The sequence below is a fragment of the Ewingella sp. C233 genome (assembly GCF_055407225.1).
In genome coordinates this window covers 117050-143808 of record NZ_JBUZRI010000002.1, presented here as the reverse complement: position 1 = coordinate 143808, position 26759 = coordinate 117050, and the positions used below count along the sequence as shown (strand labels likewise).

The 26759-nt window shown below is 51.3% G+C and carries 35 protein-coding genes; 11 read left to right on the top strand and 24 right to left on the bottom strand.

The annotated features are described in order from the left end of the window. The first annotated feature begins 71 nt into the window (after positions 1 to 71). Entirely contained in the window at positions 72 to 761 is a 690-nt protein-coding gene (locus ACZRKO_RS12960; RefSeq protein ID WP_463737675.1) for an HAD family hydrolase, read from the top strand. On the opposite strand, the gene ACZRKO_RS12955 is transcribed toward ACZRKO_RS12960, so the two are convergent. The 12 genes from ACZRKO_RS12955 to ACZRKO_RS12900 form a co-directional block, all read right to left on the bottom strand. Further along, positions 723 to 1559: a dCTP deaminase domain-containing protein gene (locus ACZRKO_RS12955; protein ID WP_463737674.1), complete on the bottom strand. Its 837-nt coding sequence runs from the start codon at positions 1557 to 1559 to the stop codon at positions 723 to 725. The genes ACZRKO_RS12960 and ACZRKO_RS12955 overlap by 39 nt on opposite strands. Positions 1560 to 1837: 278 nt before the next feature. Further along, positions 1838 to 2287, bottom strand: a complete 450-nt coding sequence (locus tag ACZRKO_RS12950) for a phage virion morphogenesis protein (protein WP_463737673.1) — start codon at positions 2285 to 2287, stop codon at positions 1838 to 1840. Then, positions 2280 to 2747, bottom strand: a complete 468-nt coding sequence (locus ACZRKO_RS12945) for a phage tail protein (protein ID WP_463737672.1) — start codon at positions 2745 to 2747, stop codon at positions 2280 to 2282. The genes ACZRKO_RS12950 and ACZRKO_RS12945 overlap by 8 nt, the downstream gene beginning before the upstream one ends. Beyond that, on the bottom strand, positions 2710 to 2955 hold the full coding sequence (gene lysC, locus ACZRKO_RS12940; protein ID WP_463737671.1) for an Rz1-like lysis system protein LysC: 246 nt from the start codon (positions 2953 to 2955) through the stop codon (positions 2710 to 2712). Before lysC ends, ACZRKO_RS12945 begins: the two co-directional genes overlap by 38 nt. After that, on the bottom strand, positions 2843 to 3268 hold the full coding sequence (lysB, locus tag ACZRKO_RS12935) for an Rz-like lysis system protein LysB (protein WP_463737670.1): 426 nt from the start codon (positions 3266 to 3268) through the stop codon (positions 2843 to 2845). Before lysB ends, lysC begins: the two co-directional genes overlap by 113 nt. Beyond that, the gene (locus ACZRKO_RS12930) at positions 3265 to 3774 is read right to left on the bottom strand and encodes a lysozyme (RefSeq protein WP_463737669.1); all 510 of its coding nucleotides are present in this window, start codon (positions 3772 to 3774) and stop codon (positions 3265 to 3267) included. Before ACZRKO_RS12930 ends, lysB begins: the two co-directional genes overlap by 4 nt. Beyond that, entirely contained in the window at positions 3758 to 3967 is a 210-nt protein-coding gene (locus ACZRKO_RS12925; protein WP_463737668.1) for an HP1 family phage holin, read from the bottom strand. Before ACZRKO_RS12925 ends, ACZRKO_RS12930 begins: the two co-directional genes overlap by 17 nt. A gap of 2 nt (positions 3968 to 3969) precedes the next feature. Beyond that, the gene (locus ACZRKO_RS12920) at positions 3970 to 4173 is read right to left on the bottom strand and encodes a tail protein X (RefSeq protein ID WP_463738094.1); all 204 of its coding nucleotides are present in this window, start codon (positions 4171 to 4173) and stop codon (positions 3970 to 3972) included. Further along, complete coding sequence (locus tag ACZRKO_RS12915) at positions 4173 to 4667, bottom strand: head completion/stabilization protein (protein ID WP_463737667.1); 495 nt, start codon at positions 4665 to 4667, stop codon at positions 4173 to 4175. The genes ACZRKO_RS12920 and ACZRKO_RS12915 overlap by 1 nt, the downstream gene beginning before the upstream one ends. Positions 4668 to 4776: 109 nt before the next feature. Next, positions 4777 to 5523 carry a phage terminase small subunit gene (gpM, locus tag ACZRKO_RS12910; RefSeq protein WP_463737666.1) on the bottom strand — a complete coding sequence of 249 codons (747 nt, stop codon included), beginning with the start codon at positions 5521 to 5523 and terminating at the stop codon, positions 4777 to 4779. Between the two features lie 3 nt (positions 5524 to 5526). Beyond that, positions 5527 to 6660, bottom strand: a complete 1134-nt coding sequence (locus ACZRKO_RS12905; RefSeq protein WP_463737665.1) for a phage major capsid protein, P2 family — start codon at positions 6658 to 6660, stop codon at positions 5527 to 5529. Between the two features lie 45 nt (positions 6661 to 6705). Further along, on the bottom strand, positions 6706 to 7551 hold the full coding sequence (locus ACZRKO_RS12900; RefSeq protein WP_463737664.1) for a GPO family capsid scaffolding protein: 846 nt from the start codon (positions 7549 to 7551) through the stop codon (positions 6706 to 6708). 167 nt (positions 7552 to 7718) lie between these two features. Here ACZRKO_RS12900 and ACZRKO_RS12895 point away from each other — a divergent pair, with 167 nt between their 5' ends. The 4 genes from ACZRKO_RS12895 (at position 7719) to ACZRKO_RS12880 (ending at position 13019) form a co-directional block, all read left to right on the top strand. Beyond that, on the top strand, positions 7719 to 9491 hold the full coding sequence (locus tag ACZRKO_RS12895; protein ID WP_463737663.1) for a terminase ATPase subunit family protein: 1773 nt from the start codon (positions 7719 to 7721) through the stop codon (positions 9489 to 9491). A 2-nt stretch (positions 9492 to 9493) separates the two neighbouring features. Continuing rightward, on the top strand, positions 9494 to 10507 hold the full coding sequence (locus tag ACZRKO_RS12890; protein WP_463737662.1) for a phage portal protein: 1014 nt from the start codon (positions 9494 to 9496) through the stop codon (positions 10505 to 10507). 411 nt (positions 10508 to 10918) lie between these two features. Beyond that, positions 10919 to 12043: a ParB N-terminal domain-containing protein gene (locus ACZRKO_RS12885; RefSeq protein ID WP_463737661.1), complete on the top strand. Its 1125-nt coding sequence runs from the start codon at positions 10919 to 10921 to the stop codon at positions 12041 to 12043. Continuing rightward, on the top strand, positions 12033 to 13019 hold the full coding sequence (locus tag ACZRKO_RS12880; protein WP_463737660.1) for a hypothetical protein: 987 nt from the start codon (positions 12033 to 12035) through the stop codon (positions 13017 to 13019). Before ACZRKO_RS12885 ends, ACZRKO_RS12880 begins: the two co-directional genes overlap by 11 nt. A gap of 1 nt (position 13020) precedes the next feature. Here ACZRKO_RS12880 and ACZRKO_RS12875 read toward each other — a convergent pair whose 3' ends face one another. From ACZRKO_RS12875 to ACZRKO_RS12840, 8 genes are all read right to left on the bottom strand, one after another. Beyond that, positions 13021 to 13959 carry a DNA cytosine methyltransferase gene (locus tag ACZRKO_RS12875; RefSeq protein WP_463737659.1) on the bottom strand — a complete coding sequence of 313 codons (939 nt, stop codon included), beginning with the start codon at positions 13957 to 13959 and terminating at the stop codon, positions 13021 to 13023. A 62-nt stretch (positions 13960 to 14021) separates the two neighbouring features. Further along, entirely contained in the window at positions 14022 to 16328 is a 2307-nt protein-coding gene (locus ACZRKO_RS12870; RefSeq protein ID WP_463737658.1) for a replication endonuclease, read from the bottom strand. Next, positions 16318 to 16602: a DUF5405 family protein gene (locus tag ACZRKO_RS12865; RefSeq protein ID WP_463737657.1), complete on the bottom strand. Its 285-nt coding sequence runs from the start codon at positions 16600 to 16602 to the stop codon at positions 16318 to 16320. The genes ACZRKO_RS12870 and ACZRKO_RS12865 overlap by 11 nt, the downstream gene beginning before the upstream one ends. A 2-nt stretch (positions 16603 to 16604) precedes the next feature. Beyond that, a complete protein-coding gene (locus ACZRKO_RS12860; RefSeq protein WP_463737656.1) occupies positions 16605 to 16820 on the bottom strand; it encodes a TraR/DksA C4-type zinc finger protein in 216 nt (71 codons plus the stop codon). Further along, complete coding sequence (locus tag ACZRKO_RS12855) at positions 16820 to 17062, bottom strand: DUF2732 family protein (protein ID WP_463737655.1); 243 nt, start codon at positions 17060 to 17062, stop codon at positions 16820 to 16822. Before ACZRKO_RS12855 ends, ACZRKO_RS12860 begins: the two co-directional genes overlap by 1 nt. Before the next feature lie 70 nt (positions 17063 to 17132). After that, positions 17133 to 17633 carry a replication protein B gene (locus tag ACZRKO_RS12850; RefSeq protein WP_463737654.1) on the bottom strand — a complete coding sequence of 167 codons (501 nt, stop codon included), beginning with the start codon at positions 17631 to 17633 and terminating at the stop codon, positions 17133 to 17135. After that, positions 17630 to 17797: a hypothetical protein gene (locus ACZRKO_RS12845; RefSeq protein ID WP_463737653.1), complete on the bottom strand. Its 168-nt coding sequence runs from the start codon at positions 17795 to 17797 to the stop codon at positions 17630 to 17632. The genes ACZRKO_RS12850 and ACZRKO_RS12845 overlap by 4 nt, the downstream gene beginning before the upstream one ends. A gap of 17 nt (positions 17798 to 17814) precedes the next feature. Further along, positions 17815 to 18075, bottom strand: a complete 261-nt coding sequence (locus tag ACZRKO_RS12840; RefSeq protein WP_463737652.1) for a Cox family DNA-binding protein — start codon at positions 18073 to 18075, stop codon at positions 17815 to 17817. A 119-nt stretch (positions 18076 to 18194) separates the two neighbouring features. Between ACZRKO_RS12840 and ACZRKO_RS12835 the strand changes: the two genes are divergently transcribed. Both ACZRKO_RS12835 and ACZRKO_RS12830 read left to right on the top strand, forming a co-directional pair. Continuing rightward, positions 18195 to 18494: a helix-turn-helix domain-containing protein gene (locus ACZRKO_RS12835; protein ID WP_463737651.1), complete on the top strand. Its 300-nt coding sequence runs from the start codon at positions 18195 to 18197 to the stop codon at positions 18492 to 18494. 84 nt (positions 18495 to 18578) lie between these two features. After that, positions 18579 to 19571 carry a phage integrase gene (locus ACZRKO_RS12830; RefSeq protein WP_463737650.1) on the top strand — a complete coding sequence of 331 codons (993 nt, stop codon included), beginning with the start codon at positions 18579 to 18581 and terminating at the stop codon, positions 19569 to 19571. Positions 19572 to 19720: 149 nt separating this feature from the next. Here ACZRKO_RS12830 and can read toward each other — a convergent pair whose 3' ends face one another. Continuing rightward, positions 19721 to 20377 (bottom strand): carbonate dehydratase, encoded by a 657-nt coding sequence (can, locus tag ACZRKO_RS12825; RefSeq protein WP_463737649.1) that lies wholly within the window; start codon positions 20375 to 20377, stop codon positions 19721 to 19723. A gap of 149 nt (positions 20378 to 20526) precedes the next feature. On the opposite strand from can, the gene ACZRKO_RS12820 reads away from it, so the two are divergent. Further along, positions 20527 to 21450 (top strand): ABC transporter ATP-binding protein, encoded by a 924-nt coding sequence (locus ACZRKO_RS12820; protein ID WP_463737648.1) that lies wholly within the window; start codon positions 20527 to 20529, stop codon positions 21448 to 21450. Then, positions 21450 to 22220, top strand: a complete 771-nt coding sequence (locus ACZRKO_RS12815; protein WP_463737647.1) for an ABC transporter permease — start codon at positions 21450 to 21452, stop codon at positions 22218 to 22220. Before ACZRKO_RS12820 ends, ACZRKO_RS12815 begins: the two co-directional genes overlap by 1 nt. Positions 22221 to 22382: 162 nt before the next feature. On the opposite strand, the gene panD is transcribed toward ACZRKO_RS12815, so the two are convergent. The 3 genes from panD to panB all read right to left on the bottom strand — a co-directional run bounded on the left by panD (position 22383) and on the right by panB (position 24532). Further along, positions 22383 to 22763 carry an aspartate 1-decarboxylase gene (gene panD, locus ACZRKO_RS12810; protein ID WP_463737646.1) on the bottom strand — a complete coding sequence of 127 codons (381 nt, stop codon included), beginning with the start codon at positions 22761 to 22763 and terminating at the stop codon, positions 22383 to 22385. Between the two features lie 105 nt (positions 22764 to 22868). Continuing rightward, positions 22869 to 23723 (bottom strand): pantoate--beta-alanine ligase, encoded by an 855-nt coding sequence (gene panC, locus ACZRKO_RS12805; protein ID WP_463737645.1) that lies wholly within the window; start codon positions 23721 to 23723, stop codon positions 22869 to 22871. Positions 23724 to 23737: 14 nt separating this feature from the next. Beyond that, positions 23738 to 24532, bottom strand: a complete 795-nt coding sequence (gene panB, locus ACZRKO_RS12800) for a 3-methyl-2-oxobutanoate hydroxymethyltransferase (RefSeq protein WP_463737644.1) — start codon at positions 24530 to 24532, stop codon at positions 23738 to 23740. A gap of 157 nt (positions 24533 to 24689) precedes the next feature. On the opposite strand from panB, the gene qseB reads away from it, so the two are divergent. Next, a complete protein-coding gene (gene qseB / locus ACZRKO_RS12795; RefSeq protein WP_463737643.1) occupies positions 24690 to 25388 on the top strand; it encodes a quorum sensing response regulator transcription factor QseB in 699 nt (232 codons plus the stop codon). Next, complete coding sequence (qseC, locus tag ACZRKO_RS12790) at positions 25385 to 26758, top strand: quorum sensing histidine kinase QseC (RefSeq protein ID WP_463737642.1); 1374 nt, start codon at positions 25385 to 25387, stop codon at positions 26756 to 26758. The genes qseB and qseC overlap by 4 nt, the downstream gene beginning before the upstream one ends. The last annotated feature ends 1 nt before the right edge of the window (position 26759 follow it).

Sequence of the window (26759 nt, the reverse complement as noted above, 5' to 3'; positions counted from 1 at the left end):
TTTTTGATAAAATGAGTTATTTGGTTGATTTTTAGTTATCTCATCTATGTAACTGACTATAGGGTTTAGATATGATTATTTGCTTTATTGACATGGAAGGAACCATCTTAGAGAAAAACATCTCTCTGGATAATGGAAAAGTTGCGCCTAGCGCATGGACTGCGTTAGCAAAGGAAATTAGCGAAGACTGTTATCAAGAAGAAGAGTTTACTAAAGACCTATGGTTACAGAATAAATATAGTAGCTATACTGAATGGATGAGAGATACCATCAGGATTCACATAAAGCATGGGATGCGAAAACATCATCTAACTAAAATAATTGACGCTACAAAATTTCACGATGGTGCAGATGTTTTATTCAACTTCCTTAGAGAAGAAAATATTATAACTGCACTTATTTCCGGCGGATTTAAACATTTAGCCGATCTGGCACAGGTTAAATTACACATTGATCATGCATATAGTGCTTGTGAATACTTCTTTGATGAGAATGGCAAAGTGGAACATTTTAACCTACTACCCACTGATGAAATAGGCAAGCTTGTTTTTATGAAACATTTAGCAGAAGAGTATGCAGTAAACTTGAGCGATTGTATATTTGTAGGAGATGGAAAAAATGATGTTCATTTAGCAAGAGAGGTTGGCACATCTATTGCCTTCAATGCTCAAAAAGAGCTAATTGATGTATCAACCTTTTCGATAAAACAAAAAAAACCAGATCTATCTGCGCTTATTCCTATTATCCAACTGCAACTCTAATTTTTGTATCTGTTCTTTAAGTGTGTTAACTTCACTTGAAAGAATGTCGATTTTAATCTCATTTGTTTTCTGTTTGAGAGCAGTTTCTTTAACGTCATACTGCCAATTAAAAAAATAGTCCCTACCCATTGGCAGTACGGTGAAAAATAAACCAAGCACCGCAATTGTAAGGCCGACCCTTACAATTGAAAACTCTGAAATTTTATTATAGAGCTCACCTTGAATTTGCTCTTTTAAAACCTTTGGTTCTAAAAATGTCTTTGGCAAATTCTTCAAGTCTTCTAATTTATTATTTTTATAAAGTTCATAATTCTTAACGTCATATTCAAGCACCGGCGTCGGACTGGAGGCTATAGAAGGTGTCGCTATAGAATCTAACTTATGGAAAACAACCCTAAAAAACTCTTTTTCTTCTTTTGTCTTTCCCAATGGAATAGCCGCATCCACATTGGAGAAATTTATAATAACTGTAGAAATTGGCCCCACATAACCAGCATCTATTATTCCCGTATTTAATGCCAAGAGTCCTTTTTGACTTAACCTATTCTTTAAAAAAACATATGCGACATGATCAGATGGAACATGAATTATCTCATCTGAAATGATTACTAGAGACTGTTGAGGTTTGAGAGTGGCAGCTATTCCCGGTATAATCTTTTCATTTTTATCCTTATATAAGACTTCGCCGATCGTAATGTCAATACTTGAAGCCTTGCTATAAGCTTCAGGTTTTAATAGCTTCCCATGGCTATCCCTCACGTAACCTAAGCGAATAGCTTCAGTTGAATCTAATTGCATTTATGCTCCTAAAAATTACCTGCGGGATGAAAAATGAGATAGTTTCTCCATAAGATTTATAAAATTAATAATATTTAAATTTTATGTCAAGACATTATGTATATCACACCATAATTAAACTGAGACTCTGTTTGATACACCGGTATCTTTAAGTTAAAAAATGCAACTCCCCCATATCATCTTTTCACCTTTAAACCCACTATCAAGTTAAATAGTGTTTACAACATTATCACCCAGTTCGAGCTATAGCTCATACAATTTAATTTTCTTAGTGCTCTTTATTCAATGAGTCCGAAAAGGATCACATCCTCCACAACCTTCCGGTCTGCGGCACTAAATCCCAGCAGCGGACGCGCCTCATACTGCACCGGCTGGCTGTGCCGGTTTGGCCTGTCTTTTAGCCCCTCTTGGTGAATGCGCGCAATGCGTTGAACCTTGCCCGCAAACTCCACCGTCGCCGCCTCGGTCGAGCCTTTGGTCTTGAGGTATCGGGCGGTGCGCATCTTGGCGAACATTTCCCGCTTTACCCGCCCCCTTTTGCCTTTGATGGGCTGGCGTTTTCGGCCCTCATACGGGGAGCCGTCCGGTGCCTGCTGGCGCTTGATACGCTGCTGCTGACTGGCGCGTAACCGCTTGGCAATCTCGGCGGCCATCTGGCGGCGGCTCGTCGGTGACAGGCTTGCAAGCAGCGCGGCCAGCTTGTCGTCAAAGGCTTTAAAATCACTCATCCCACTGACTCACCAGCTCGCCTTTGATGTAAAGCATCGTCGGGCGGATCACCGGCTCAGGCTCCGGCGGCTCTCCGAGCTGCGTCACGTGCAGCGCGCCGTTCTCCTCTTTCACCAGCGTGCGCTCAGTCAGGCTCAGTGAAATACGCAGGTCGATACTGTCATCGTTATTAATATCAGCCACGTAGGTAAACCCGTGCTTTTTTCCCGCCTCGGTTGTCATGATGTCGGGCTGGTTCTCACGCAGCCACGCACTCACCGGCACCAGCAGCATATTCATGTCACCGGTGTAATCCGTCACCGTGACGTCCAGCGAGTAACGATTCTCGAACGACAGCGAGGCGGCCAACGTCCCGTCAATCGCGCCGTTATCAACAAAAAGGCGCAGCATGTCGGGGTTCTGGCGCAGCAGCGGCACGGACTTAAAAAGCGCTTTTTTGAGGCTGGCCGGTTTTAACATCGTGGTTTTCCTGACACTGTTTCACAGTTTCAACTTGCAGCGCACAGCTTACGAGCGCGCCCTCAAGCTGGCGGATATCGGCGCTCAGGTCGCCGTTAGTTTTCGGCTGGCTGGCCGGTATCGGGCAACTGCTGACTTTCGGACAGCCAGCGTAAATAACCGTCGGGGGTGGCGAACTCGGGGCGGGCGTGCAGCCTTGCAACGTCATCAGGCAGAGCAGACTGATACCAGCGGCGCAGGGTTTCATTTTCATTGAGTAGCCTTGTAATGGTCTGGTTGCGGCGCGTTGCCAACTGGTGCGCCGCGCTAATTTGCCCGCGTAAAACCACCTGCGCGCGCTCGTTGCGCTCGGTGCTGGCCGTTAACTCATCCAGCGCCTGACCGCTGGTTTTCAGGTCACGCCTGAGCGCGGCAATACTGTCATTTGCCGCCGCCAGCTTGTTTCTCACCGACTGCAAGCCGGTCAGGGCCACGGCCAGCAGAAGCAGCGAGACCAGCAGGAAAATCACCGCCACTCTCATGACGCCCCCTTAAGGCAGTGGTTCAGCTCGGCGGTGCGGCGGTTGATTAAGCCGTTATTTTTCACGCCGTTGACAAACACCCAGCGCGGGAGCTGCTGGCAGGCTTTGCCCCATTCGCCTTTGTTGATGAAAAACGCCAGCGTCGAGCGGCAGGCCGCGCCGGTACCAACGTTAAACGCGAAGCTGACCACCGCGTCATAGACCGGCTGCGGCATAGTGACGGGCATACATTTATCGACGGCCCGCTCGGTCATCAGTACGTCGCTAATCAGGTTTTGCGCCGCAATATGCTCGGTGATCGCCTGCGCGGGTTTGACTCCGGCGGTGTGGCCGATGCCCGACGTCCAGACACCGCCGCAATCCTGATAGGGATTGAGGCGGCACCCTTCCAGATTGGTGAGCAGCGCGAGCCCTGCGTCGGAGGTTTTGACTGCTTGGTGGTCAGGCAACAACAAGGCCAGCGCCAGCACCACAGCCACGCTGCACTTTCTAACGATTGAGTTCATCGTAAACCCCTCGGGTCAGGCCGTTACGCTCCAGCAACTTGTAGCTTTTTCGGCGGTAGTACCAGTTTAAAAAGAAGGTGCCCACGGCCACGGCGGCACCCACCAAAAAGGCAATATCCTGCGGCGTCAGCGCGCCGAGGAAAGCCAGACAGGCGGCGATGACGTAGGCCACCGAAGAAGTGATTTTTTCCATCGTCAGTCCCATAGCTGAACGGTTTCAGAAGTGGCGGCACTGTCTACGTCGGGGAGCTCGACGGCGGTACCGTGCGGCAAAATGTCGCCAAGCTCGGCCAGCCCGAAATTAGCGTCCAGCACCGATTCGACCACGCCCTCGGTGCGCCCGTAGTGCCGGTAACACAGCGCGTCGAGCGTGTCCCCCTGCTGTGCGATAACCTGCATCAGAGCTGGCTCACCATGCCGCGCGCCTGACCCTGCAACCGCGACAGGTGCCAGCGCATGTCCCGCCACTGGTCATCGACTGAGACCTCCAGCACGTCGGCCTTTTTGTCGCCCTTGGCGCTGGAGTCATAGCTGCGGTAGCGCTCAAAAATCACGGCGGTGGTCATCGCGCAGACCGCGCTCAGGTAGTGGAAACACTTCACGCTTTCGCCGTCGAGCACCTCGGCGGGCACGTCTGCAAGCTGCTTATAGCCATCACGCATCTGCTGTTCTCGGTAGAGATACAGCTCGGCGTTGACTTCCGCCATGGCCGACTTAATGGCCTCTCTCATGCGCTTGTCGGTGACGACGTGGCCCAGACGCACCCGCTCACTGACCTGTGCGGGGTCAACGTCGGGGAAGAAAAACGTGTTCACAATCACCGGACTGGTTACCGGAGCGGGCGGGATCACCACCGTGGCGCTGTCCGCTGCTGCGGTCATAACAATGTCCATTTTGAAACCTCAATAGGTGGACGGTGGACGCAGGCGTCAGACAAGGTAAAAACCTGCATCAGCCTGCGTGCCGTCCGGCGCGGGGCGCGTTCTGTTCACAACCGGAGGGTTAAACCTTGCGCGGGCGTCCGCGCTTGGCCGGTGCCGCTTTCGGCTTAGCCTTGCGCACGCTCGCGGCGACTTTGGGCTTAACCGGTGCGGCAGCCGGTGCCGGTTTAATCTCTCTATCCAGTCGCTCAATGTCTTTTTTCACACCGGCGTTAACGTCGAGCTGCATCGCGCGGGCGAGGTGTTCCAGCGCCTGCTCGGGCTGCTGGTCGGCGCGCAGCACCAGACCGGTAATTTTGTGCAGCTTGGCGCGCACCTCGTCGGGCATGTCGGCGGCGAGGGTCATGTCGATAACGGTGAGCAGGTCGGCGGCCATCACCGGCTCACCGGTTTTAAAGGCGCGCATGGCGGCCATTGCCACGTCTTCGGCATACAGATAACCGACGGGGCGCTGGTTGTTCGGCACGCTTAGGCCGTATTTCAGGGCATAGCGGGCCATGTCAAACGAGCCGGAAATGTCGCCCGCGTCCAGCGTCCACTGGAGCATGGTCATCAGCACATCGTCCTGCTCACCGGCATCACCGGCCAGCACGCCCGCCACCCACGGCGCATACGACGGCAGCATGGCGCGCTTATGCTCGGCTTTGGTTTCTACGGAACGAATAGATTTCAGTTTCAGGCGGTCACCGCGCAGCTTCACCAGCATCTGGCCGTAAGGCAGTGCCGAACGCAGCGGATCACATTTCCGCTGCGCCGAGGTTTGCTGTGCAGAGACCCGCATCATGTGACGCTGTGCGGGACTCAGCATGGTTTACGCCTCGCTTTCGGTTTTGTTGCCGTCTTTGTCGTCGGCGCTATCGGCCTGCGGCTCAACGCTCTCGACATTTGCCAGAGACTTAACCACCGGCGTGAAATCACCGAGCTCGATGTTTTCAATCATCGCCGCGCAGCCGTAGTCCTCGACCACGAAATCGACTTTCAGCGACTCGTAGTTTTCGATGCGGTCTAGCTTGGCGACCTCATCAATATGGCGGCGGTGCGAGCTGTCCATGATGTAGATAGACAGGTTATCGAGACGGGTGATCAGCAGCGCGTTGTCAGGGAAATACGGCACGCGCACCGCTGGCAGGTTGCCGATGCGTTTCTGGCTGACGATAACGTCACCGGCCAGCTTCTCGGTGTTGTCCTGCGTTTTGTTAATGATGGGGAAATACTTGTCCGACAGCATTTTGCGGCCACAAATCACGACCAGACTCGGGTCTTCGGAGTGCCACGCGTCCAGCAGAAAATCGGTGGCGTTCATCACGGCGGCGTCGATGTTCTCAAAATCGCCCTTCGTACCAATACGCACTTTGTCCGAAATAACCTTGCCGTCTTCGTCGGTGATTTCGTCCATTACGCGCTCGGGGGCTTCGTTGCGCAGCTTTTGCAGCCAGCCGACGGCCAAGTCCTGCAACAGCGGATACTGCGCGCGGTCTGAATCGTCCGAGCGGATCACGCCGTTAAATCCGGCCATGATGTAGTCGAGCGCCTGACGCTTGGCGATGGCGTCACGTAAACGGATTTGGAAGTCCTGATAGCGCGCCCACAGGTCGAGGGTGTTATAGCGAATATGGAAGTCGAAATTGACCTGCTCACATTTGTATTTACGCGACTTGAGCGCCATAAAGTCGGCGGTTTTACGCGCCTTGCCGCCGTCGGTGTCGGTGGTGCTGGCAATCGAGCCGGTGACGCCAAGGCCGATTTTCTCACCCTCAACGTCATCCACCGGCACCATATTGATGCTGCTCAGGAATTCGGACGACTCCTGCACGGTGGTGATTAGGCTCTGCGTGACGGACGGCTCAACGCTGAATTTCTTGGACAAGTTCGCCACATCGACGCCGTTCAGTTCAGCGAGGCGGGTCAGGTAGGCATTAAATTTAAAACGGGTATTCGTGCGCATAATTTATCTCTGTCAAAGTGGGGAATGTCTACCGGCCTTGGCCGGTCAGCAGTTGGTCATGTGGCTGGCGTCACCGTTGCCACCCTGCGACGGCTGGCGGCGCGGCTGGCTGAAACTCTCGGTGCTATCGAGCGAGGTTTTCAGGGCGGTAAACGCCTCGTTACCGGCGGTCAGGTCGCCTTTCAGCCCCACAATCTGCTGTTCAAGCTGGGAGAAGCGCGTCGCCGTGCTCTCGCCCTCAGCCTGTACGGTCTCGGCCACCACGGTGATCGCAGCCTGCACGTCGGTAAAGCGGGCGTCGTCGGTGGTTTGCTTGGCGCTGAACATGCCTTTGATTTTCTCGGCGAAGCTGGTCAGCAGCGTGTCCGGCAACTCTTCAAATTCCAGCACGGCAAGCGTGGCGACAGAGAACAGGTCTTCGGGCTGGTCTTTCTTACCGGCAAACGGGTTCACCTTGGCGCGGGCGCTGAACTCGAGCATTTCGGTGCCGAGGCTTGCGGGGTCATCGGTGACCGCCAGACCGACCAGACGGGCTTTACCGGTGTTGGCGAAATTCGGGCGAATTTCCATGGAGGTGTAAATCTTCTGACCGGCTTTGACCATCGCGGCCAGCTCGTCGGTCGGGGCGATTTTGGCAAACAGCGCCCACTTACCATTCAGCACCGAGTCATCATCAATCTGCTCGGCTTTCACCTCGGTGACGTCGCCTAAGCGCTTAAAGTCGCCCGTCGGCAATAACCCTTTGATGTGCTCCAGATTGATACGGCAGCCGTAAACGCGCGGGTCGAACGACGCGCCCATTTGCTGAATGTCGCTTGCCTCGATGTTGCGGCCGTCGCAGGTGTCACCCTCGACGCCGATACGAAACCACTTCGATACTTTCTTTGCCATGTTGCTGACTCCACTCGTTGGGTATTTCTGAGAGGGCCAGTTTCCCGAGCTTGCGCCCCGACGACCAGCGATGACCGTCTGACAATCTTTGATACAACAGCACCGTAATGCGCAGGGTTGCCGTGGTGCGTAGCGTGGCGTTTATTCTTTCCAACCAAGGCGAAAGCATGAACGACAACAACGGTACAAGCATCATCAGCGACCCGCGCAGACAGGCCACCCTGCTTTACTGGCAGGGGTTTTCCGTGGCGCAAATTGCCGAAACGCTGAATCTAAAAAAACCAACGGTGCAGAGCTGGAAGCAGCGGGAGAAATGGGACGACATTGCGCCGATTTCCCGTATTGAAACCAGTATCGAGGCGCGCGTCGTCCAGCTTGTGATGAAAAGCAAAAAAGACGGGCAGGACTTCAAAGAAATCGACCTGTTAGGCCGACAGATTGAGCGACTGGCGCGGGTCAACCGCTACATGTCCACGGGGAGCGAGGCGGATCTCAATCCGGCGGTCGCCAACCGCAACAAAGGGGAACGTAAGAAAGTCGAGAAGAACGTCTTCACCGATGAGGCTATCGCCAAACTCGGCGACGTTTTCATGGAAGATGCCTTTGAGTACCAGCGCGGCTGGCATCAGGCGGGATTACAGCACCGAATCCGCAATATTCTCAAGTCCCGCCAGATTGGCGCGACCTTCTTTTTTGCCCGCGAGGCGCTGCTCGACGCGCTGAAAACCGGACGCAACCAAATCTTTATTTCGGCCAGTAAGTCACAGGCGCACGTCTTTAGAAATTACATCATCGACTTTGCGCGACTGGTCGACGTTGACCTGAAAGGCGACCCGATGCAGCTCCCGAACGGCGCGCGCCTGTTCTTCCTCGGTACCAATATCCGCACCGCGCAGAGCTACACCGGCAACCTGTATCTCGACGAATATTTCTGGATCCCCAAGTTTCAGGAACTGCGCAAAGTGGCCTCGGGGATGTCGCTGCACAAGAAATGGCGCACCACCTATTTCTCGACGCCCTCCAGCCTGACCCATAGCGCCTATTCGTTCTGGTCGGGGGAGCTGTTTAACAAAGGCCGACGCAATAAAGACGAACGTATTCAGCTCGACCTTAGCCACAGCCATTTATCCCAAGGTGTGCAGTGCGCCGACGGCCAGTGGCGGCAGATTGTCACGATTGATGATGCACTGGCGGGCGGCTGCGACCTGTTTGACATCAACCAGCTTTCGCTGGAATACAGCCCGTCGGAATATCAAAACCTGCTGATGTGTGAGTTTGTCGATGATAAGGCGTCGGTGTTTCCGTTTGAAGAATTGCAGGGCTGCATGGTGGACAGCCTCGAAGAATGGACGGATTTCAATCCCTATGCTTTCCACCCGTTTGAGGATAAACCGGTGTGGATTGGTTACGACCCGTCCGAGGCCAACGGCGGCGACAGCGCCGGTTGCGTGGTGATCGCCCCGCCGGAACAGCAGGGCGGCATTTTCCGCATTCTTGAGCGCCACCAGTGGCAAGGGATGGATTTTGATGCGCAGGCCAAAGCAATAGAGGCGCTGACCGAAAAATACAACGTGGAATATATCGGCATCGATGCGACTACCGTCGGTCAGGGCGTTTACCAGCTCGTCAGGCAGTTTTTCCCAGCGGCGCGCGAAATTAAATACACGGCGGAATTAAAAACCGAAATGGTGCTGAAAGCAAAAAACACCATTCATCGCGGCTGTTTGCAGTACGACGCCGGTCATAGCGACATCACCGCGTCGTTTATGGCTATTCGCAAAACCATGACGGCCAGCGGGGCCAAATCCACCTACGTGGCAAGCCGCAGCGAAGAAGCCAGCCACGCCGACGTGGCGTGGGCGACGATGCACGCGCTCATCAACGAGCCGCTGACGGCGGGCTCCGGCAAGCAATATAAATCCACTATCGAATGGCACTAACTATGACCAGCAAAAAAACGCGCAAGGCCAAGAAATTCACCTCGACCAGTAACGTACAGCAGAGCGAGTTTTTCCGCTTTGACGAACCTGCCACGGTGATGGATCGCCGCGACATTCTCAATTACGTGGAGTGCATCAATAACGGGAAGTGGTACGAGCCGCCAGTCAGTTTCTCGGGGCTGGCAAAGAGTATGCGCGCCGCCGTTCACCACAGCTCGCCGATGTACGTGAAGCGTAATATTCTCGCCAGTACCTTTATCCCGCACCCGCTGCTTTCACAGCAGCAGTTTAGCCGCTATGCGCTGGATTATATTGTCTTTGGCAACGGGTTTATGGAACAGCGCCAGAGTCGCACCGGCCAGCTCTTAAGACTGGAAACCTCACCGGCAAAATATACCCGTCGCGGTGTAGAGGATGGGCTTTACTGGTTTGTTGAAGATTATGTCTCACCCCATTCTTTCGCGCAGGGTGCCATTTTCCATTTGCAGGAGCCGGACATTAATCAGGAGCTTTACGGCCTGCCCGAATACCTCAGCGCGTTAAACAGCGCGTGGCTCAACGAGTCGGCTACGCTATACCGCCGCAAGTATTACCAGAACGGCGCGCACGCGGGTTATGTGATGTACGTGACCGACCCCGCGCAGAACAAAGAGGATATTTCGGCACTGCGCGACATGATGAGCAAATCGAAGGGTGACGGGAATTTCAGGAATATTTTTTATCACGCGCCGAACGGCAAACCCGATGCGATTAAAATCATCCCGCTCAGCGAAGTGGCAACCAAAGATGATTTCTTTAACATCAAGAACGCCACCCGCGACGACCTGCTCAGCGCGCACCGCGTCCCGCCGCAGATGATGGGGATTATCCCGAGCAACACCGGCGGATTTGGTGACGTTGAGAAAGCGGCAAAGGTATTTGTGCGTAACGAGTTGGTACCGTTACAGGAGCGAATGAAAGAATTAAACCAGTGGGTCGGTCAGGAGGTGATCCGCTTTACGGACTACGCATTATAAAACCAGAACTGATATGACATAGCCGCCTGATATGGCGGCTTTTTTACGCCTACGCCATGAGGCCACCAGACGCACGACACGCCGCGAAAGCCTGAACGCACGCCGATATCGGGCGGAGATTCGAAAACCTCACCACGGCGCGCTCAGGCGCGGGAATAAATACCTAAAAACACCCTTTGCGCGCAATGCTATCCCCGCCACGCCTGCCCGCTTTATGTGTCGGTTTTAATGCAGTTGCACGACCCAATGAAAACCGCGCCATTACTAGTTTGATTGAGTATAAATAACTGATTTTAACTCATGCAATTTCATGCAACATAGTGCGGACTAGCATACAACCATCTATAGAATGAAAAGTAACTCAGTGATAGTCTTCAAGGAAATCGTTGATCATTAAATTAGGTCATTCTTATGGCGAACAAATCAGAAATAATTCGAATCAAACTAGATTTACTCGACCTAGATACGCGAAACCCTAGGTTGCCACTCTCCGTTGGTAGAACACCAGAAGAGATGGTTAACCATATAGCACTCACCACATCTATAGAGGATTTAATGAGTGCTATAGCTGAAAACGGTTTTTTCCCAGGCGAACCACTCATAGCAGTAGAGGAGAATGGTCGCTATGTGGTTGTTGAGGGCAACAGGAGATTGACAGCGGTTAAACTACTGAATAACCCCAGCCTCTGTGAAAGACCTAGTAACCGTATGCTTGAGCTGGCAAAAAGTGTCGCACATAAATTAGATACTCTTAACGAGCTTCCAGTGATCACGCGAGAAACTCGCGAAGAAATTTTACCTTACCTTGGTTTCCGCCATATCACAGGTGTGAAACAATGGGAACCTTTGGCTAAAGCAAGATATATCGAGCAACTTTTCGATATTCTGGACTCATCAGGAACTCCCGATCAACGTTATTTTAATGTTGCTAGGGCGATCGGAAGTCGAAAAGATCATATAAAAAGAAGCCTTGATGCACTAGCTGTTTATAAGCTCATGGAAGAGCATGAATTTTATAATATTAACGATCTGAATGAAGAGAGCATTAAGTTCTCAATACTTTCTACAGCATTGGCAGATGATCGCATTGGTAAATATGTCGGAATCTCAATCCCAGATGAATATGGTGATGCAGTACCTTGCCATCCAATAATTACTCCTAGACATTTGCACAAAGCTGAAATTGAAGAGCTGACTCGTTGGCTTTTCGAAAAAGACGAGTTAGGTAGAACTAGGATAGGTGAGTCACGAAATATACGTGAACTTGCCGCAGTAGTCGATAATGATAAAGCACTGCAAAGCTTTAAAAACGGTGCAAGTCTAAATATTGCTTACCAATTAACTTCAGATGTTAGAAAAGACTTTTTAGAGCTACTTTATAAATCAGAAACTGCATTAATCGAGGCTGCCGGAATGGTAGCTACAATTGATTATGATAAAAATGCTCATGACGTAGCGCGCCGTATCAGCAAGAATATAGTCATGATTGGTAAGGCAATCGCAGAGAAAAATATTAAGGACGATAATGAATTTTAAAGTCGGAGATATTTTACCCAATACACCCCATTTATTTGCTGATTTAGCAGAATTAGTAACACTAATAAACTATACAGGCAGATATGATTTACATAAAAATGACCTTCTGTCTTTAAGTAGTCAAAGTAATGTTAGCAACGAAGAGGCTGATGAAGAAGAGCAGGAAGCAGAAGCAGCAGGAGGCGATGCTGAAAGAAGCGACCGAGTCGAAAGACAAATGGAAGATGTATGGAAACAGCTCGAATATAGAGAAGAATTTCTGGGTGAAATGTATCCTTTTGAAATAGAAGATGATTTCATAAGACTTAAACGGGAGCTAAATCCTAATCAGAAAATATATAGATTACTTCTCGTATGTTCAAGGCTCTGGTCTTTTCGTAGCAATGGTGGTCTCGTTCAACTTTGGGCAAAGCATTTTACTGAATTAAGTAAATATGCTCTGACGGGATTACTTCCTGCTCATGCTAACGTAAGAATCTTTGATGCAAACTCTCCAGACAGGAGAACTCATTATGGAACTAATCTTAAACAAGCGCTGAGAGTGTTAGGTAAAGATCTTGGTATGCCAATGGTAATTGAAGAGGCTTGCGATGCAGTTCACTCATCCGGCGACGGTGGGTTTGATATTATCGCTACAGTTGAATTTCCGGATGACCTAAGTAGTAATTTTGGTATTTTGGGCCAATGTGGAGCTCAAGGGAAGTCATGGCCATCCAAAACGTTAGAAGCACATTCTTTAAAACTTAGAACCTATTACCAAGTACATTTTGACCATCCTTCAGTCATGTTTACACCTGTCTTTTTTAGAACATCTCAGGGTAAGTGGGTTGATACCGCACCTTGTGCGGGTGTACTTATTTTGGATAGATATCGCATTTTACACTTGCTAAGTAAAACACCACATGCCGATATTATTGTTGGTTTCGAATGGTTTAGGACATTCGAAACCAACTTAGCATCAATGGTGCTTCAATAAGTTACCAAATTTCATTAGGTAAAGCTTTTGCTACCGCCTCAAATAACGGAGGCGGTACTGCATTACCTATCACAGTATATTTCATATTCATGGAAGCATTCTCGGTTTCAGGAAACGTTATGTCTCCAAAACCTTGTAAAAGAGCAGCTTCTCTAAAACTAAATCTTCGAGCTGGTAAATCAGTTATGAACCGCCACTCATCTGGCCCTAATTTTTCAAGTATAGGACTTATAGGGTGCAAAGGCATGTGGCGCGGATTTGCAACGATAGTTTTAGAAACCTGCCCCCAATCTTGGCGGCGATTCCGCGAAAGATAATACCAATGGAAATCAGAATCATAGAACTCACCGAGTGGCCAATCAGGAAGGTGACCTATCGCGTCCCGAATCGTAGTGAATGGCTTAAGGCCTTCCCCATGAGTAGGTTTTGGAAACTCATAATCCAAACCAAATTTTTCATGGATTCCAACAATAAAAATTCTTTTACGATCTTGGGGGACACCAAAATGTGAAGCATTCAAAACATGTGATTTAACTTTATAACCAGCCTCAGTAAAAACTTTGAACTGATCTTTTAGCAAATGTTCAAAATTACTTCTCACCATTCCTGATACATTTTCAACTATAAAAGCTTTAGGTTTGATGAGATTTAGTGCTCTTGCAAACTCAAGATAGAGTGTATTGATTTTTCTATCAGCTTTTCTGACGCCACCTTGACTAAAACCTTGGCATGGGTAGCAGCCCACCAGTAGGTCAGCTTTTGGAAATGAGGTTAAATTTGCAACACTTCCCAAAACGTAATCAGTTGCTGGATGGTTAGCCAGATATACGTCCCTCGCATATGGCAAGATATCGTTGGCCATCAAGACATCAAACCCAGCCTTGACCACACCGGCGTCTGACCCTCCGCAACCGGAGAAGAGTGAAACTACTGTTGGCATTAAACCTCCAAGTTATATTGCTTGGCATTATAGCGTAACGATCCCCTATGCAAAGGGGCTTTTTACTGAATTTCCCCATAGATAAAGTCACACCACTCCCCATCCGTCGGATAGGAAAATTGTACATCTCCAAAATCTACCGTTGCCCCGCGCGCCATCACCTCCAACTCCCAGCGCTCCGGCGTGATGCCTTGCCGCGCTAATTCACGATAAATCTGCGGCACTCTGGCCCGTTCCGCCTTGGTTAGGCGCGCCGATGGGGCTAGCTCACGGGGTTTTGACGGATTAAAGCTTTGTTGCTGTCGATTGATTGCTGGTGATTGCCGTCTTGCAGCGTCTCCCAGCACCTTGGCGACGTCGGGCTCATTCCACCCAACATCCCCGCGCTCAACTAATGTCATCACCGCCGTGGCGTACTCAGAAGGTGTAGGGGGCAAGCTCTGCCCGAGTCCTGTCTGAACCTCCCCACAGTTATTGACAGGACTCCGAGGCGCGCCGAAGGCGCTTTTTAAAGTCAAAGGATGAGGGGCAACGGCCACAGACTTAGCGACAATTTGCCATTTAGTCGTGCGTGTCTCATGGACGTGATCGACTCCGAGGTGTGGCGCAAAAATACCGATAACCTTCTGCACTTCCTCGTCATACTCGTTGAGCTCGTCAATAACGTGGCGGGCCGTGCGCACGGTCTGCGTATCGCGGGGAACGTTCGCACCGCCTTGTGCCGCCATATATGCCGCAAAATCACCGGCATCCGCTGCGGCTCTCACAGCTTCTACAAGCTCGTCAAAGTCGGCAGATAGGCTCACACCACGGATGCGTCGGCATTCGCGGTAAGCGCCCATGGTGGGAACGCCAATAGATTTAAATTGAGGGATGCGCCAGACCGACGCCCACGCAGTGACGGCGGCGGCAGTGTCAGACAGGGCTTGACCGGTTTCATGGTCGAGCTGGCCGTCGAGCGCGTAACCGTCGATATTCTTCGCAATGTATTTAGCGATGTAGCCCGCTGCGCCGCCCTTGTTCAGGTGCTTGCACTCAAAGCGCTGATTTTGCGCGCCGCGTTCGTGGCCGTCTTCTTTCAGCGCGTAGCTGCGCATAATGTCGATAACAGCCTGACGCTGAGACCGCTCACAGAAAAGCATCATGTGCCAGTGAGGTGTGGCATCGTGGTGAGGTTCGACAACGCGCATACCATAGACTTTTAGCCCTGCGTCTTTAAACGCGGTGCGCATTTTGCCCCAGATTTTCACAAGATAGCGCTGGCCGTCTTTGGGTGAAAATGCCTCTTCGTCCCAGCGGTGATTGAAGTTAATGCGGCGGTCTTCTTTCTTACCGACCATGCGCGTCGGGTGGTATTTCGACGGCGTGGTGATCGTGAGAAACATCCCCACATCACCCACGCTGGACGCATATTTTTCAATGCCTGCAATGGTGCTCATCAACTCCATACGGCGAATTTCAGGATTAGAAATACTGCCAAGCACTTTATCGATAAGGTCGATACGTTCGCCGGTATCGACGTTCTCCAGCTCGCGAGATTTCAGATATTCCATATTTGCCAGACGACGGGCGCGTACTTCACGGATCGCCTGCTTACTGGCATAGCCTGATTTCTGTAAATTCACTTCACCGGCAGCAATAAGCAGGGATTCGCGCCACTGTGTCCGCTGCGCTTTAAGCTGGCGTATCCACCACTCATCGTTAACCAGACGGGCAATGCCGGAAAATGCGCTGCGCATATCCAGTCTGCGTTTGCTGTATTTTTTCCAGTGCATAGGTTTGATATTGAAAGCACGCGCAGCACCGGCAACATGGCCGTAAATAACTGATTGAGCACGGTCAGTGAATAGCGCTTCCTGCTCGCCGCCATGTGCAGCCTTATACTCATCACTCTGGCTTTCATACTCGGCAAAGAGACGCGCGGAAATACGGACAGCAAGCTGTTTCAGCTCTTTGTCATTCATACCTGCTAACCGGCGATGGCTCTCGTTTTCATCAATGAATAATTCATAGGATCGGCCACTCAGCGTTAAATCGAATTTAGCGTTAACCGTTTCAATACGCGGCCAGATGCGCGGCATAAAAACGTTAATTAGAAAGCGATGAGCAGTGAGCAGGCCGGAGGTTTTAAGCAGGTACGCATGGCGGCCAGAAAAGATCCCGCCGAGAAAGTTAGGCAGAGCATCGATTTTGCGTAAGGCATCTTGCCCCTGACGGTATTCATCACGGGTAAGAGGTCTCTCTTTTGTCACTGAAATGGCAGTACGCGGGGCATTCCACGAATACGCGCCAACAAAGGGAGCTTTGTCAGCGGTATTAAATTGCACTAATGGCGTGGGGGCTTTGCGCCCCCGAGAATCAGCCTGCACTCAGACCACCGGCGGCGGCAAATGCATCACCGCATATTGCGCCAATGCGCTCTAACTCCTCAGCCAAAGCCGAGATGCTTTTAACGTCTGAATCGCGGATATGAAAGTGGATTAGCCCGTTGACGAGCTGAGACATTCGCGGGTAATAACCTACCGCCTCTAAATAGTCCTGACCTTTCTTGGTTCCTGACTGGGCCACTTTTGTTTTGTTTAAAATAAACTGCAAGCTGTCACTGGTAATAACCCACTTATCGCCAACCGGAATATTGATCATGGTTATTTCCTGAAATGTTTTTGATGTTGTTCAGTGATTTCCTGACAAGGAACGCAGCGCATAACACCCACTAATGCAGTACGGCGAGCCTCAGAAATTGGCAGATCGCAATCTTCACAGACAAAAGCAGATACTCCGCTGGTGATACGGCTAGCGGCGATCTGGAGGCTCAAGACTTCAAGCGCTCTTTCCTGCACTGAATCCATTAAATCCGGCATCAGATAACCCCTCGGTCTTTTAAACCTGCGTTGTGAAGCTGAATTGACTCCTGCGTAAGCAGTTCTAAAATCTCAATTCGGTTAAGTTGTTCGGTTGTTGCGTGGCGGATGAGTGAATCCAGTCGAGATGAAAAGCTTATAGCCGCATCGGCTTTGGCTTCAGTTCTGGCTTTATTTAGCATCCAGTTTCGCGTGTCGTTATCAGCCTGATTTTTCATTTCTTGGCCGACGGTTTTATACATGTGCATGTAAACTCCAGATAATAGGAAGCCCGACGCAATCAAGCGCCTTTAAAAAAGATGTCAGGTTTAATTAGTGCAGATAGGTTTCAGGTCGTACCGACGTTAATACCGTGGGTGCGTTTTCAAATAAGCTAAACAGCTCTTTTAATGCGCGGAAAAGGGCTTCTCGCCACGTGCAGTGTTTGTCATCAATCCGCCAGTAGGGCTGACTAAATTCATTCTCACTTAGCTCGGCCTGAAAGTATAAAGTGCGGCGTTCGCTAATACTCAAGCGACCAACAAAACCGGACTTGCTGATCCCACGGCTGCGGTACTTGGCAAAGGCGGCGCGCAGTTCATCGATAGCGCACACGATGCGCTCACGATCGCACTCGCTCATTTCTTGCAGTTTCATCACTGAATGGCGTTGTTTTAACTGGGCGTGAAAACAGATGGTTAAGCGTTCACGCTCACTCATATTGTTGTAGAAATCACATGAGCTTTCCCAACGAGCCGGAGCCAAACGCTCACCCACGGCAGCGCGCAAACCTGCGGGTTGGTTCATTACGGTAGATATGGTGATCACTGTCATTTTAGCCCCCGAGAGAAAGCGTTTGTGATGCGTGAAAAGCGACTTTTAGGACGGGTACGGATAATCACGCCTTTGCGACCTTTACCGTGGGTAATTCTGGTATCCAGCTTGCGTGCTGTTTGGTGATTAAAAAGAAACGCCGTTATTGAAATTGGTTGCTGCATCTTTCCTCTCCCTAAGTTTATAAACCAAGCCACATTAACCAGCCGTCGCGGATCTCTTTCGGGCGGTTCTCAAATGCTTGTTTCATGCCAGCGTTCCAAGCGGGAAGATAAACCCAACTTTCTGACCGTGCGGTCGGATTCTCAGGATTCCGCATTTCCACAACCGGCAACTTTCCTTTCTCAATCATTCCTTTTACCGCTTCTGGTGACTTACCAATGACCCGCGCAAACTCTGGGTATGGCAAGGCTGCGCTGACACTTACGATTTCTTTGCTCATCTGCTAACCTTTCTCAAGATCTCGGCAATTGCTTATAGTCGCTTAACGACCTTTACAATTGTTTAGATCATATTGGATTAAATAACTAATGAATCTAATTATTAGAGGATCTTGAAAACATGTCAAGCACGATAGCTGAGAAGATAGGACTCATGAGGGAATCTGAAAGGATTAATCGGAGGCAATTTGCAGAGCTGACAGGGGTTCCGTACAGCTCTTTGACTTATTACGAAAGTGGGAGATCTGTTCCTCCGACCGATGTAACCATGAAAATTTTGGCACACCCAAGGTTCACAAAATACACTATGTGGTTTATGACTGAACAAATTGCACCTGACGCCGGACAGATCGCGCCGGTTCTCGCACACTTTGGGCAGGACGAAACAATCTCGTCCCACTCCGACAAAAAGACTGGCTAACGCTACATAACGATTTTATTTGTTTCATAGAATCAAAGAGTCTCTGTAATTACAGCAGTATCGACGAATTGGAAGGGCTTCATTATGTCTATTAAGAAGCTCGACGATGGTCGTTATGAAGTGGACATTAGACCGCAAGGGCGCGCAGGAAAGCGCATCCGGCGTAGATTTAACAAGAAGCACGAAGCCGTCGCTTATGAAAAGTATGTAGCGGTTAATTACCACAATAAAGAATGGCTATCTAAACCGGCAGACAAACGTACTTTGTCGGAACTGATTGAGTTGTGGTGGCTTTACAAGGGCCAGAATGAAAAGCACGGAAAGCTGGATAAAAATAAATTAGTGCTAGTCGATAGGATGATGGAGAGCCCCTGTGCTTCACAAATAGATAGCCTCCTAGTGACTAAATTTAAATCGTTAAGGCTTAAGCAGGGTGTGAAAGCCACGACGGTGAATAGATATTTAATGCTGCTCAGTGGCCTGTTCACCTACCTCATTGATGCTGGGTTATATCAGGGTGAGCATCCGCTGCAAGGGATGAACCGGCTTAAAGGCCTGCCTACTGCGATGACATTTATGGCAGCCGATGAGATAGAAAATCTCTTGAACGTTTTAAGTGGGGATAACAAGAAAATCGCCATTCTCAGTCTTAGCACTGGGGCGAGATGGGGAGAGGTCAGCGTATTAAAAGCGGAGAATATTATTAGCAATCGAGTCACTTTCGTTGAAACCAAAAACGGAAATATCCGCTCGGTTCCTATTTCTGCTGATGTATGCAAAACCGTCGCCACTCGCAAATCTGGATTGTTGTTTCCTGATGCTGATTACGCAAGTTTTAGGCTACTGCTCAAAGCAGCAAAACCAGATCTACCAAAAGGCCAAGCGCTACATGTAATGCGTCACACTTTTGCTACGCATTTTATGATGAACGGCGGGAACATCCTTACCCTGCAAAAGATTTTGGGTCATGCAAACATCCAGCAGACGATGACATATGCGCATTTTTCGCCGGACTTTTTGCAAGACGCAATTTCTTATAATCCGCTGAAGGGAAAAACCGGATTAACGTCCACATAGTGTCCACACCTTAGTCGTTTTGGTCTGCTTATAGTGGCTTGTAATGTTGGTTAACTTACTGATTTAATTACAAGTCACTGTAATGGCCTGAAAAAAAGGCACAAAAAAAGGCACATAATGTGCCTTTTGCTTTTTAATCTTTTGTACAGTTACTGCGGATTGCCATGCAGCAGGGCGGAAACACCCTGGCGGTAACGCTGTTCCAGCGTTTCGCGGTTGGTGGAGGTCACTTCAAGATCGCGCAGACGCCCGTCCTGAATGCCGTATACCCAACCGTGCAGGGAGACTTTCTGCCCGCGCTTCCACGCCGACTGCATCACCGTTGAGTGACCGAGGTTGTAAATTTGCTCAACCACATTCAGTTCACACAACTTGTTCAGACGCTGGTCCGGAGAGAGTTCGCCAAGCAGCGAGCTGTGTTTGTACCAGATATCACGAATGTGTAGCAGCCAGTTGTTGATAAGCCCGAGTTCCGGATTTTCAACTGCCGCCTGCACGCCGCCGCAACCGTAGTGACCACAGATGATCACGTGCTCGACTTGCAGTACGTCGATGGCATATTGCACAACGGACAGGCAGTTGAGGTCGGTGTGAATCACCAGATTCGCCACGTTACGGTGCACAAACAGCTCACCAGGCTCGAGGCCGGTCAGCTGCTCGGCAGGAACGCGGCTGTCAGAACAACCAATCCACAGGAAGCGGGGTTTTTGCGATTCGGAGAGACGCGCGAAGAAACCCGGGTCTTCCTCCACCATGGTTTTCGACCAAAGGGCGTTATTACTTTTAAGTGTTTCAATCTCGTTCATGGAAGTTAATAGCCTGTAACCAACTAACAGCGATGGGTTAATATAGGGCAACGTAACGCTTTTTAAAACCGATTCAGCATCTTCAATGATGATCAAATCTTAACGCCAGAATTTATAACAAGGTTCTCTACACAAGGTAAGCTCCACTTATGACATACGCATTAGAACTGGAGAAGTTAACCAAGACCTACGCCGGTGGCGTGCAGGCTTTGCGCGGCATCGACCTGAAAGTGGAAGCAGGCGATTTTTACGCCCTGCTTGGCCCTAACGGTGCCGGGAAATCCACTACTATTGGCATCATCAGCTCACTGGTGAACAAATCAGCAGGCAAGGTGCAGGTATTTGGTTACGACATTGATAAGGATATTGTTAACGCCAAACGCCAGCTCGGGCTGGTGCCGCAGGAGTTCAACTTCAACCCGTTTGAAACCGTCATGCAGGTGGTGGTGAACCAGGCCGGATATTACGGCGTTCCGCGCCCGCTGGCGTTGCAGCGCGCCGAGAAATACCTCACGCAGCTGGATTTATGGGGCAAGCGCAACGAGCGTTCGCGCATGCTTTCCGGCGGGATGAAACGCCGTCTGATGATCGCTCGTGCGCTGATGCATGAGCCAAAACTGTTGATCCTCGACGAACCGACGGCGGGCGTGGACATCGAACTGCGCCGCTCCATGTGGGGCTTCCTTAAAGAGCTGAACGTGCAGGGTACGACGATCATCCTGACCACGCACTATCTGGAAGAAGCAGAAATGCTATGTCGTAATATCGGCATTATTCAGGGCGGCCTGCTGGTGGAAAATACCAGCATGAAGGAGCTGCTTTCCAAGCTGAAATCCGAAACCTTTATTCTTGATTTAGCACCGAAAAGCGCACTGCCACAGCTTGAGGGATATCGCAGTCATCTGACCGATACGTCCACGCTGGAAGTGGAAGTGATGCGCGAGCAGGGTTTGAATTCCCTGTTCAGCCAGCTGAGCAATCAGGGCGTGCAGGTGTTGAGTATGCGTAACAAAGCTAACCGTCTGGAAGAGCTGTTTGTCACCCTGGTGAACGGCAGTGAGGAAACGAAATAATGTCGCAACTGTATTGGGTGGCACTCAAAAGTATCTGGATGAAAGAGATTAACCGGTTTGGACGTATCTGGATCCAGACGCTGGTTCCGCCGGTGATCACCATGACACTCTACTTCATCATCTTCGGTAACCTGATTGGTTCGCAAATCGGCAGTATGCACGGCTTCACGTACATGCAGTTTATCGTGCCGGGCCTTATCATGATGGCGGTGATCACCAACTCCTACGCCAACGTGGCATCGTCGTTCTTCAGCGCCAAGTTCCAGCGTAATATCGAAGAGCTGCTGGTAGCACCGGTACCGACGCACGTCGTTATCGCCGGGTACGTCGGCGGTGGCGTGGCGCGCGGGATTTGTGTGGGGATCCTGGTCACGGCGATTTCGTTGTTCTTCGTACCGCTGGTGATCCACTCCTGGTGGGTGATCGCGCTGACGCTGTTGCTGACGGCGATCCTGTTCTCACTGGGCGGTCTCCTGAATGCAGTATTCGCGACCACCTTTGATGACATCAGCCTGATCCCGACTTTCGTGTTAACGCCGCTGACCTATCTGGGCGGGGTGTTTTACTCGCTCTCCCTGCTGCCGCCAGTCTGGCAGGCCGTGTCCAAGCTGAATCCGATCGTTTATATGATCAGTGGTTTTCGCTATGGATTCCTAGGGATTTCAGACGTTCCGTTGGTGTTTACCATGAGCGTGCTGGTGGCGTTTATCGCGGTGTTCTACCTGCTGGCATGGTACTTGATCGAGCGCGGGCGCGGTTTGAGAAGCTAATCCCCTTCATCCTTCGAGCTGCCTCTGCGTTGGCTGCTTTCATGAACCCCGGTCACATACTTGTGTATGCTCCCGGGGATTCACTCAATTGCCGCCTTGATGCAACTCGAATGATTTTGGGGATTCGGATTCCTTATGACTCTTTATGAGTTAAATCGGGAATCAAGCCACCTGAACCGGTACTGCCTTTGCAGTGCGTTTCAACTGGTTTTCACCTTCGAAATAAGCCACTTTCGGCTGATGCTTACGGGCTTCGACGTCTGACATCTGCACGTAAGAGCAGATGATCAGCAAATCGCCAACGCAGGCACAACGCGCTGCTGCGCCGTTGACCGAAATAATACGCGAACCGCGTTCAGCGGCGATGGCGTAGGTAGAAAAACGCTGACCGTTATCAACGTTATAAATATCGATGGCTTCGTATTCTAAAATTCCTGAGGCGTCGAGGAAATCCTGATCGATGGCGCAGGAGCCTTCATAGTGCAAATCCGCCTGGGTCACATGCACCCGGTGCAGTTTGCCTTGTAACATTGTGCGTACCATTTCTTCTGCCCTTACTGACGTAAAAAGTCTGAGAACTTGCCGGGCCGGATACTCATTATCTGAACTCCGGCCGGCCAACATCTTTGCCCATTTGACCTGCGCTGTCTACTGCGTCAGATCAACCTGCTGGTTATCGATCAGACGCGCTTTACCCAGCCATGCCGCCATCAGGATCACCGCTGACGTGCTGTCGACGCTGAGATCCTGCAAAGTTTTGGCATCGCGGATAAACAACTCGTCCGGCGTGAAACCGGCGTCACGCAGTTTCTGCGCCGTCTCTTCCAGCATCTCTTCGGTATGACGCTCGCCCAGGCTCAGACGTTCCGCCAACTGATTCATGATTTTGGCCAACTGCGGTGCCGTTTTACGCTCATCATGCGTCAGATAACCATTACGTGAGCTCAGCGCCAGACCGTCTTTCGCGCGTACTGTTGGTACGCCGACGATCTCAAGGTCATAACCCATGTCTTCGACCATCGTGCGGATCAGCGCCAGTTGCTGGAAATCCTTCTGGCCAAAACAGACCACGTCGGGCTGCACCAGATTGAACAATTTGCTGACGATGGTGGAGACACCGCGAAAATGGCCCGGACGGCTGGCCCCTTCAAGAATGGTTGAGATCACCGGCACATCGACCTGTGTTTGTGTCGCCAGCCCTTTCGGATAAATATCGGCAGGCGAGGGGGCGAACACCAGATCCACACCGCGTTTATTCAGCTTCTCGCAATCTTCCTGCAGGGTGCGCGGATAACGTTCGAGATCGTCAGGGCGTTCAAACTGCATTGGGTTAACAAAAATACTGACCACGACGACATCAGCGCGGGCTTTGGCTTCTTCCACCAGTGTCATGTGGCCTTCGTGCAAATTGCCCATGGTGGGCACCAGTGCAATGCGTTTATTGTTCTGGCGGTAAAAGCGAATTTCACGGCGCAGCAGCGGAACGTTTTCAATAATAAGCACCTGAGTATCCTTTCTTATTTAAAGCTGTGTTCTTCGCCCGGATAAATTCCCTGAGCAACCTGATCGACATAAAGGCGCACGGCGCTGCGAATATCACCGGCTTCGCTAAGAAAATCTTTAACAAATTTTGCGGTATGGCCGCTGGTAATACCCAGCGCATCCTGCATTACTAAAATCTGGCCGTCGGTGACGTTACCGGCACCGATGCCAATCACCGGAATCGACAGCTCTGCTGTGACGCGGCGGGCTAATTCTACCGGGACGCACTCCAGTACCAGAAGCTGCAATCCTGCCTCTTCCAGCGCCAGCGCATCTTTGACTAACAGATTAGCGGCGACTTCGTCCCGACCCTGGACTTTATACCCGCCGAAAATGTTCACGGACTGCGGCGTCAGGCCCAGATGGCCGCACACCGGTACGGCGCGCTCGGTGAGCATTCTCACCGTGTCGCACAGCCAGCTTCCGCCCTCCAGTTTTACCATGTTAGCACCGGCACGCATCAGCACGGCGGCGCTGGCAAAAGCCTGCTCAGGCGTGGCATACGTCATAAATGGCAGGTCAGCCAGCAGCAACGCCAGCGGTGCACCACGGCGCACCGAGCGGGTGTGGTAGGCAATCTCTTCAACAGTCACCGGCAGGGTGGAATCATTGCCCTGCATGACCATGCCGAGTGAATCGCCGACCAGCATCACGTTGATGCCCTGCTCAGCGAACAGTTGGGCAAAGCTGGAGTCGTAGGCGGTGAGGGTCGCGAATTTATGGTTGTCTTCTTTCCACTGGCGTAACTGACTCAGGGTGGTAGCTTTCATGGGATCTTCCTGTGAACAATTCATACGGTGAATATCTTGCGAACATTCTACTGTATGACCTGATAAGCAGGTAGCGAAGTTCCGAACATCTTAAGAACCGCTTAATAAGCCTGGCGTATAATAGGGACATGGAAGATCTGATGATATTGAGGGGAAAATGCGCATTCTGCTGATAGAAGATGACAAGATGATCGGCGACGGCATCCGCGCCGGGCTGGGGAAACTGGGCTTTACGCTGGACTGGTTCACCGACGGACTGGTCGGCAAAGCGGCGCTCGACAGCGCACCTTATGATGCCGTGATCCTCGATCTCAGCCTGCCCGGAATGGACGGAATGCAGCTGCTTAAAGAGTGGCGTCAGGCCGGAAAAGATACGCCGATACTGATCCTCACTGCCCGTGATGCCCTTGAGCAGCGGGTCGACGGGTTACAGGCCGGAGCCGATGATTATCTGTGTAAGCCCTTTGCACTGGTGGAAGTGGCAGCACGTTTGCAGGCGCTGATCCGCCGCCGTCACGGGCAAATTACGCCTAAAATTACCCACGGTATGCTGGAATTTGACCCGGCGCTGCGCAGCGTAGCCTTCAACGGCGAGCCTGTGGTTCTGACGCCGCGTGAAATCACGGTGCTGGAGCTGTTCCTCAACAATAAAGGCCGCGTATTACCGCGTCCGCTGATTCAGGAAAAACTCTATAACTGGGATGATGAAGTCAGCAGCAACGCCGTCGAAGTGCATATTCACCATCTGCGTAAAAAGCTGGGCAACGGTTTTATCCGCACCGTGCACGGCGTCGGTTATACGCTGGGGGACGCCGTGACAGAAGCGACAGACAACGCCGCGGGAGAAAATGCGTGAAGCCACGTTTCAGGAGTCTCAGCCTGCGTCTGCGTCTGATCCTGCTGTTTGGCATGCTGGCGCTGGTCACCTGGCTGGTGGCATCGGTCGTGGCCTGGCATCAGACCCGACACAACATCAACGAAGTCTTTGATACGCAGCAGATGCTGTTTGCTAAGCGACTGGCCGCCACCGGCGTGGGCGATATGCTGCTGCAGAATCATGAAGTCCGCCTGCCTGAGACTAAAAAGCTGGTGCGTAAAGGTGAGCGCGGCCACACCGATGAGGACGCCCTGACGTTTGCCATCTTTGATCTGCAAGGAAAAATGCTGCTTAACGACGGCGAAAATAGCAAAAAGATCCGCTTTGATAAAAATATTCAGGGTTTTACCGACAGTCAAATCAATAACGACGACGACCAATGGCGTCTGCTGTGGCTGACCACCGCCGATGGCCGTTTTCGCATTGCCGTCGGCCAGGAATACGATTACCGCAACGATATGGCCTGGAATCTGGTCTCGGGGCAACTGCTGCCGTGGCTGGGCTGTTTGCCAATATTGCTGCTGGCAATGATGGTGATTATTGGTCTGGAACTGCGCCCGCTGCGCCGTGTGGCGGACGATCTCCACCGCCGTGCGCCAGAAGATGCCTCACCTATCTCTACCGACCGGGTGCCCTGCGAAGTGCTGCCGCTGGTGGAATCCCTTAACTCTCTGTTCACACGCACCGGCGATATGCTGGTACGCGAGCGACGTTTTACCTCAGACGCAGCCCATGAACTGCGTAGCCCCCTGGCCGCGCTGCGGGTACAGACAGAAGTGGCGCAGCTTTCCGGTGATGACACAGAGATGCGCGAACATGCGTTGCAAAATCTCACAACCAGCATTGACCGCGCCACACGGCTGGTCGATCAGCTTCTGACACTCTCCCGGCTTGAATCTTTCGGCATTCTTGATGAGCTGGAACACATTGACTGGGCCGGACTGATTTCCCAAACCTTAGGCGCGCAGGATGCCGCCGCCCACGCCAAAGGCATCGCATTACGGTTTGAACAGACCGGCACACCAGCCGCGATGGAAGGGCAATCTCTGTTGTTGTCACTGATGCTGCGTAATCTGGTGGACAACGCGGTGCGCTATTCACCGTCAGGTTCGGTCGTGACCGTACGCCTGAGCGGGCAGGGGATTGACGTTGAAGATCAGGGGCCGGGGATTTCAGATGAACATCTGGCAAGGCTGGGCGAGCGTTTTTACCGTCCGCCGGGCCAGGAGCAGACCGGCAGCGGGCTGGGAGTATCGATTGTGAAACGCATCGCACAGTTGCACGGGCTTCGCGTGGCATATCGTAACCGGGCGGAAGGGGGGTTGCAGGTAGAAGTTCGGGCAGAATAAG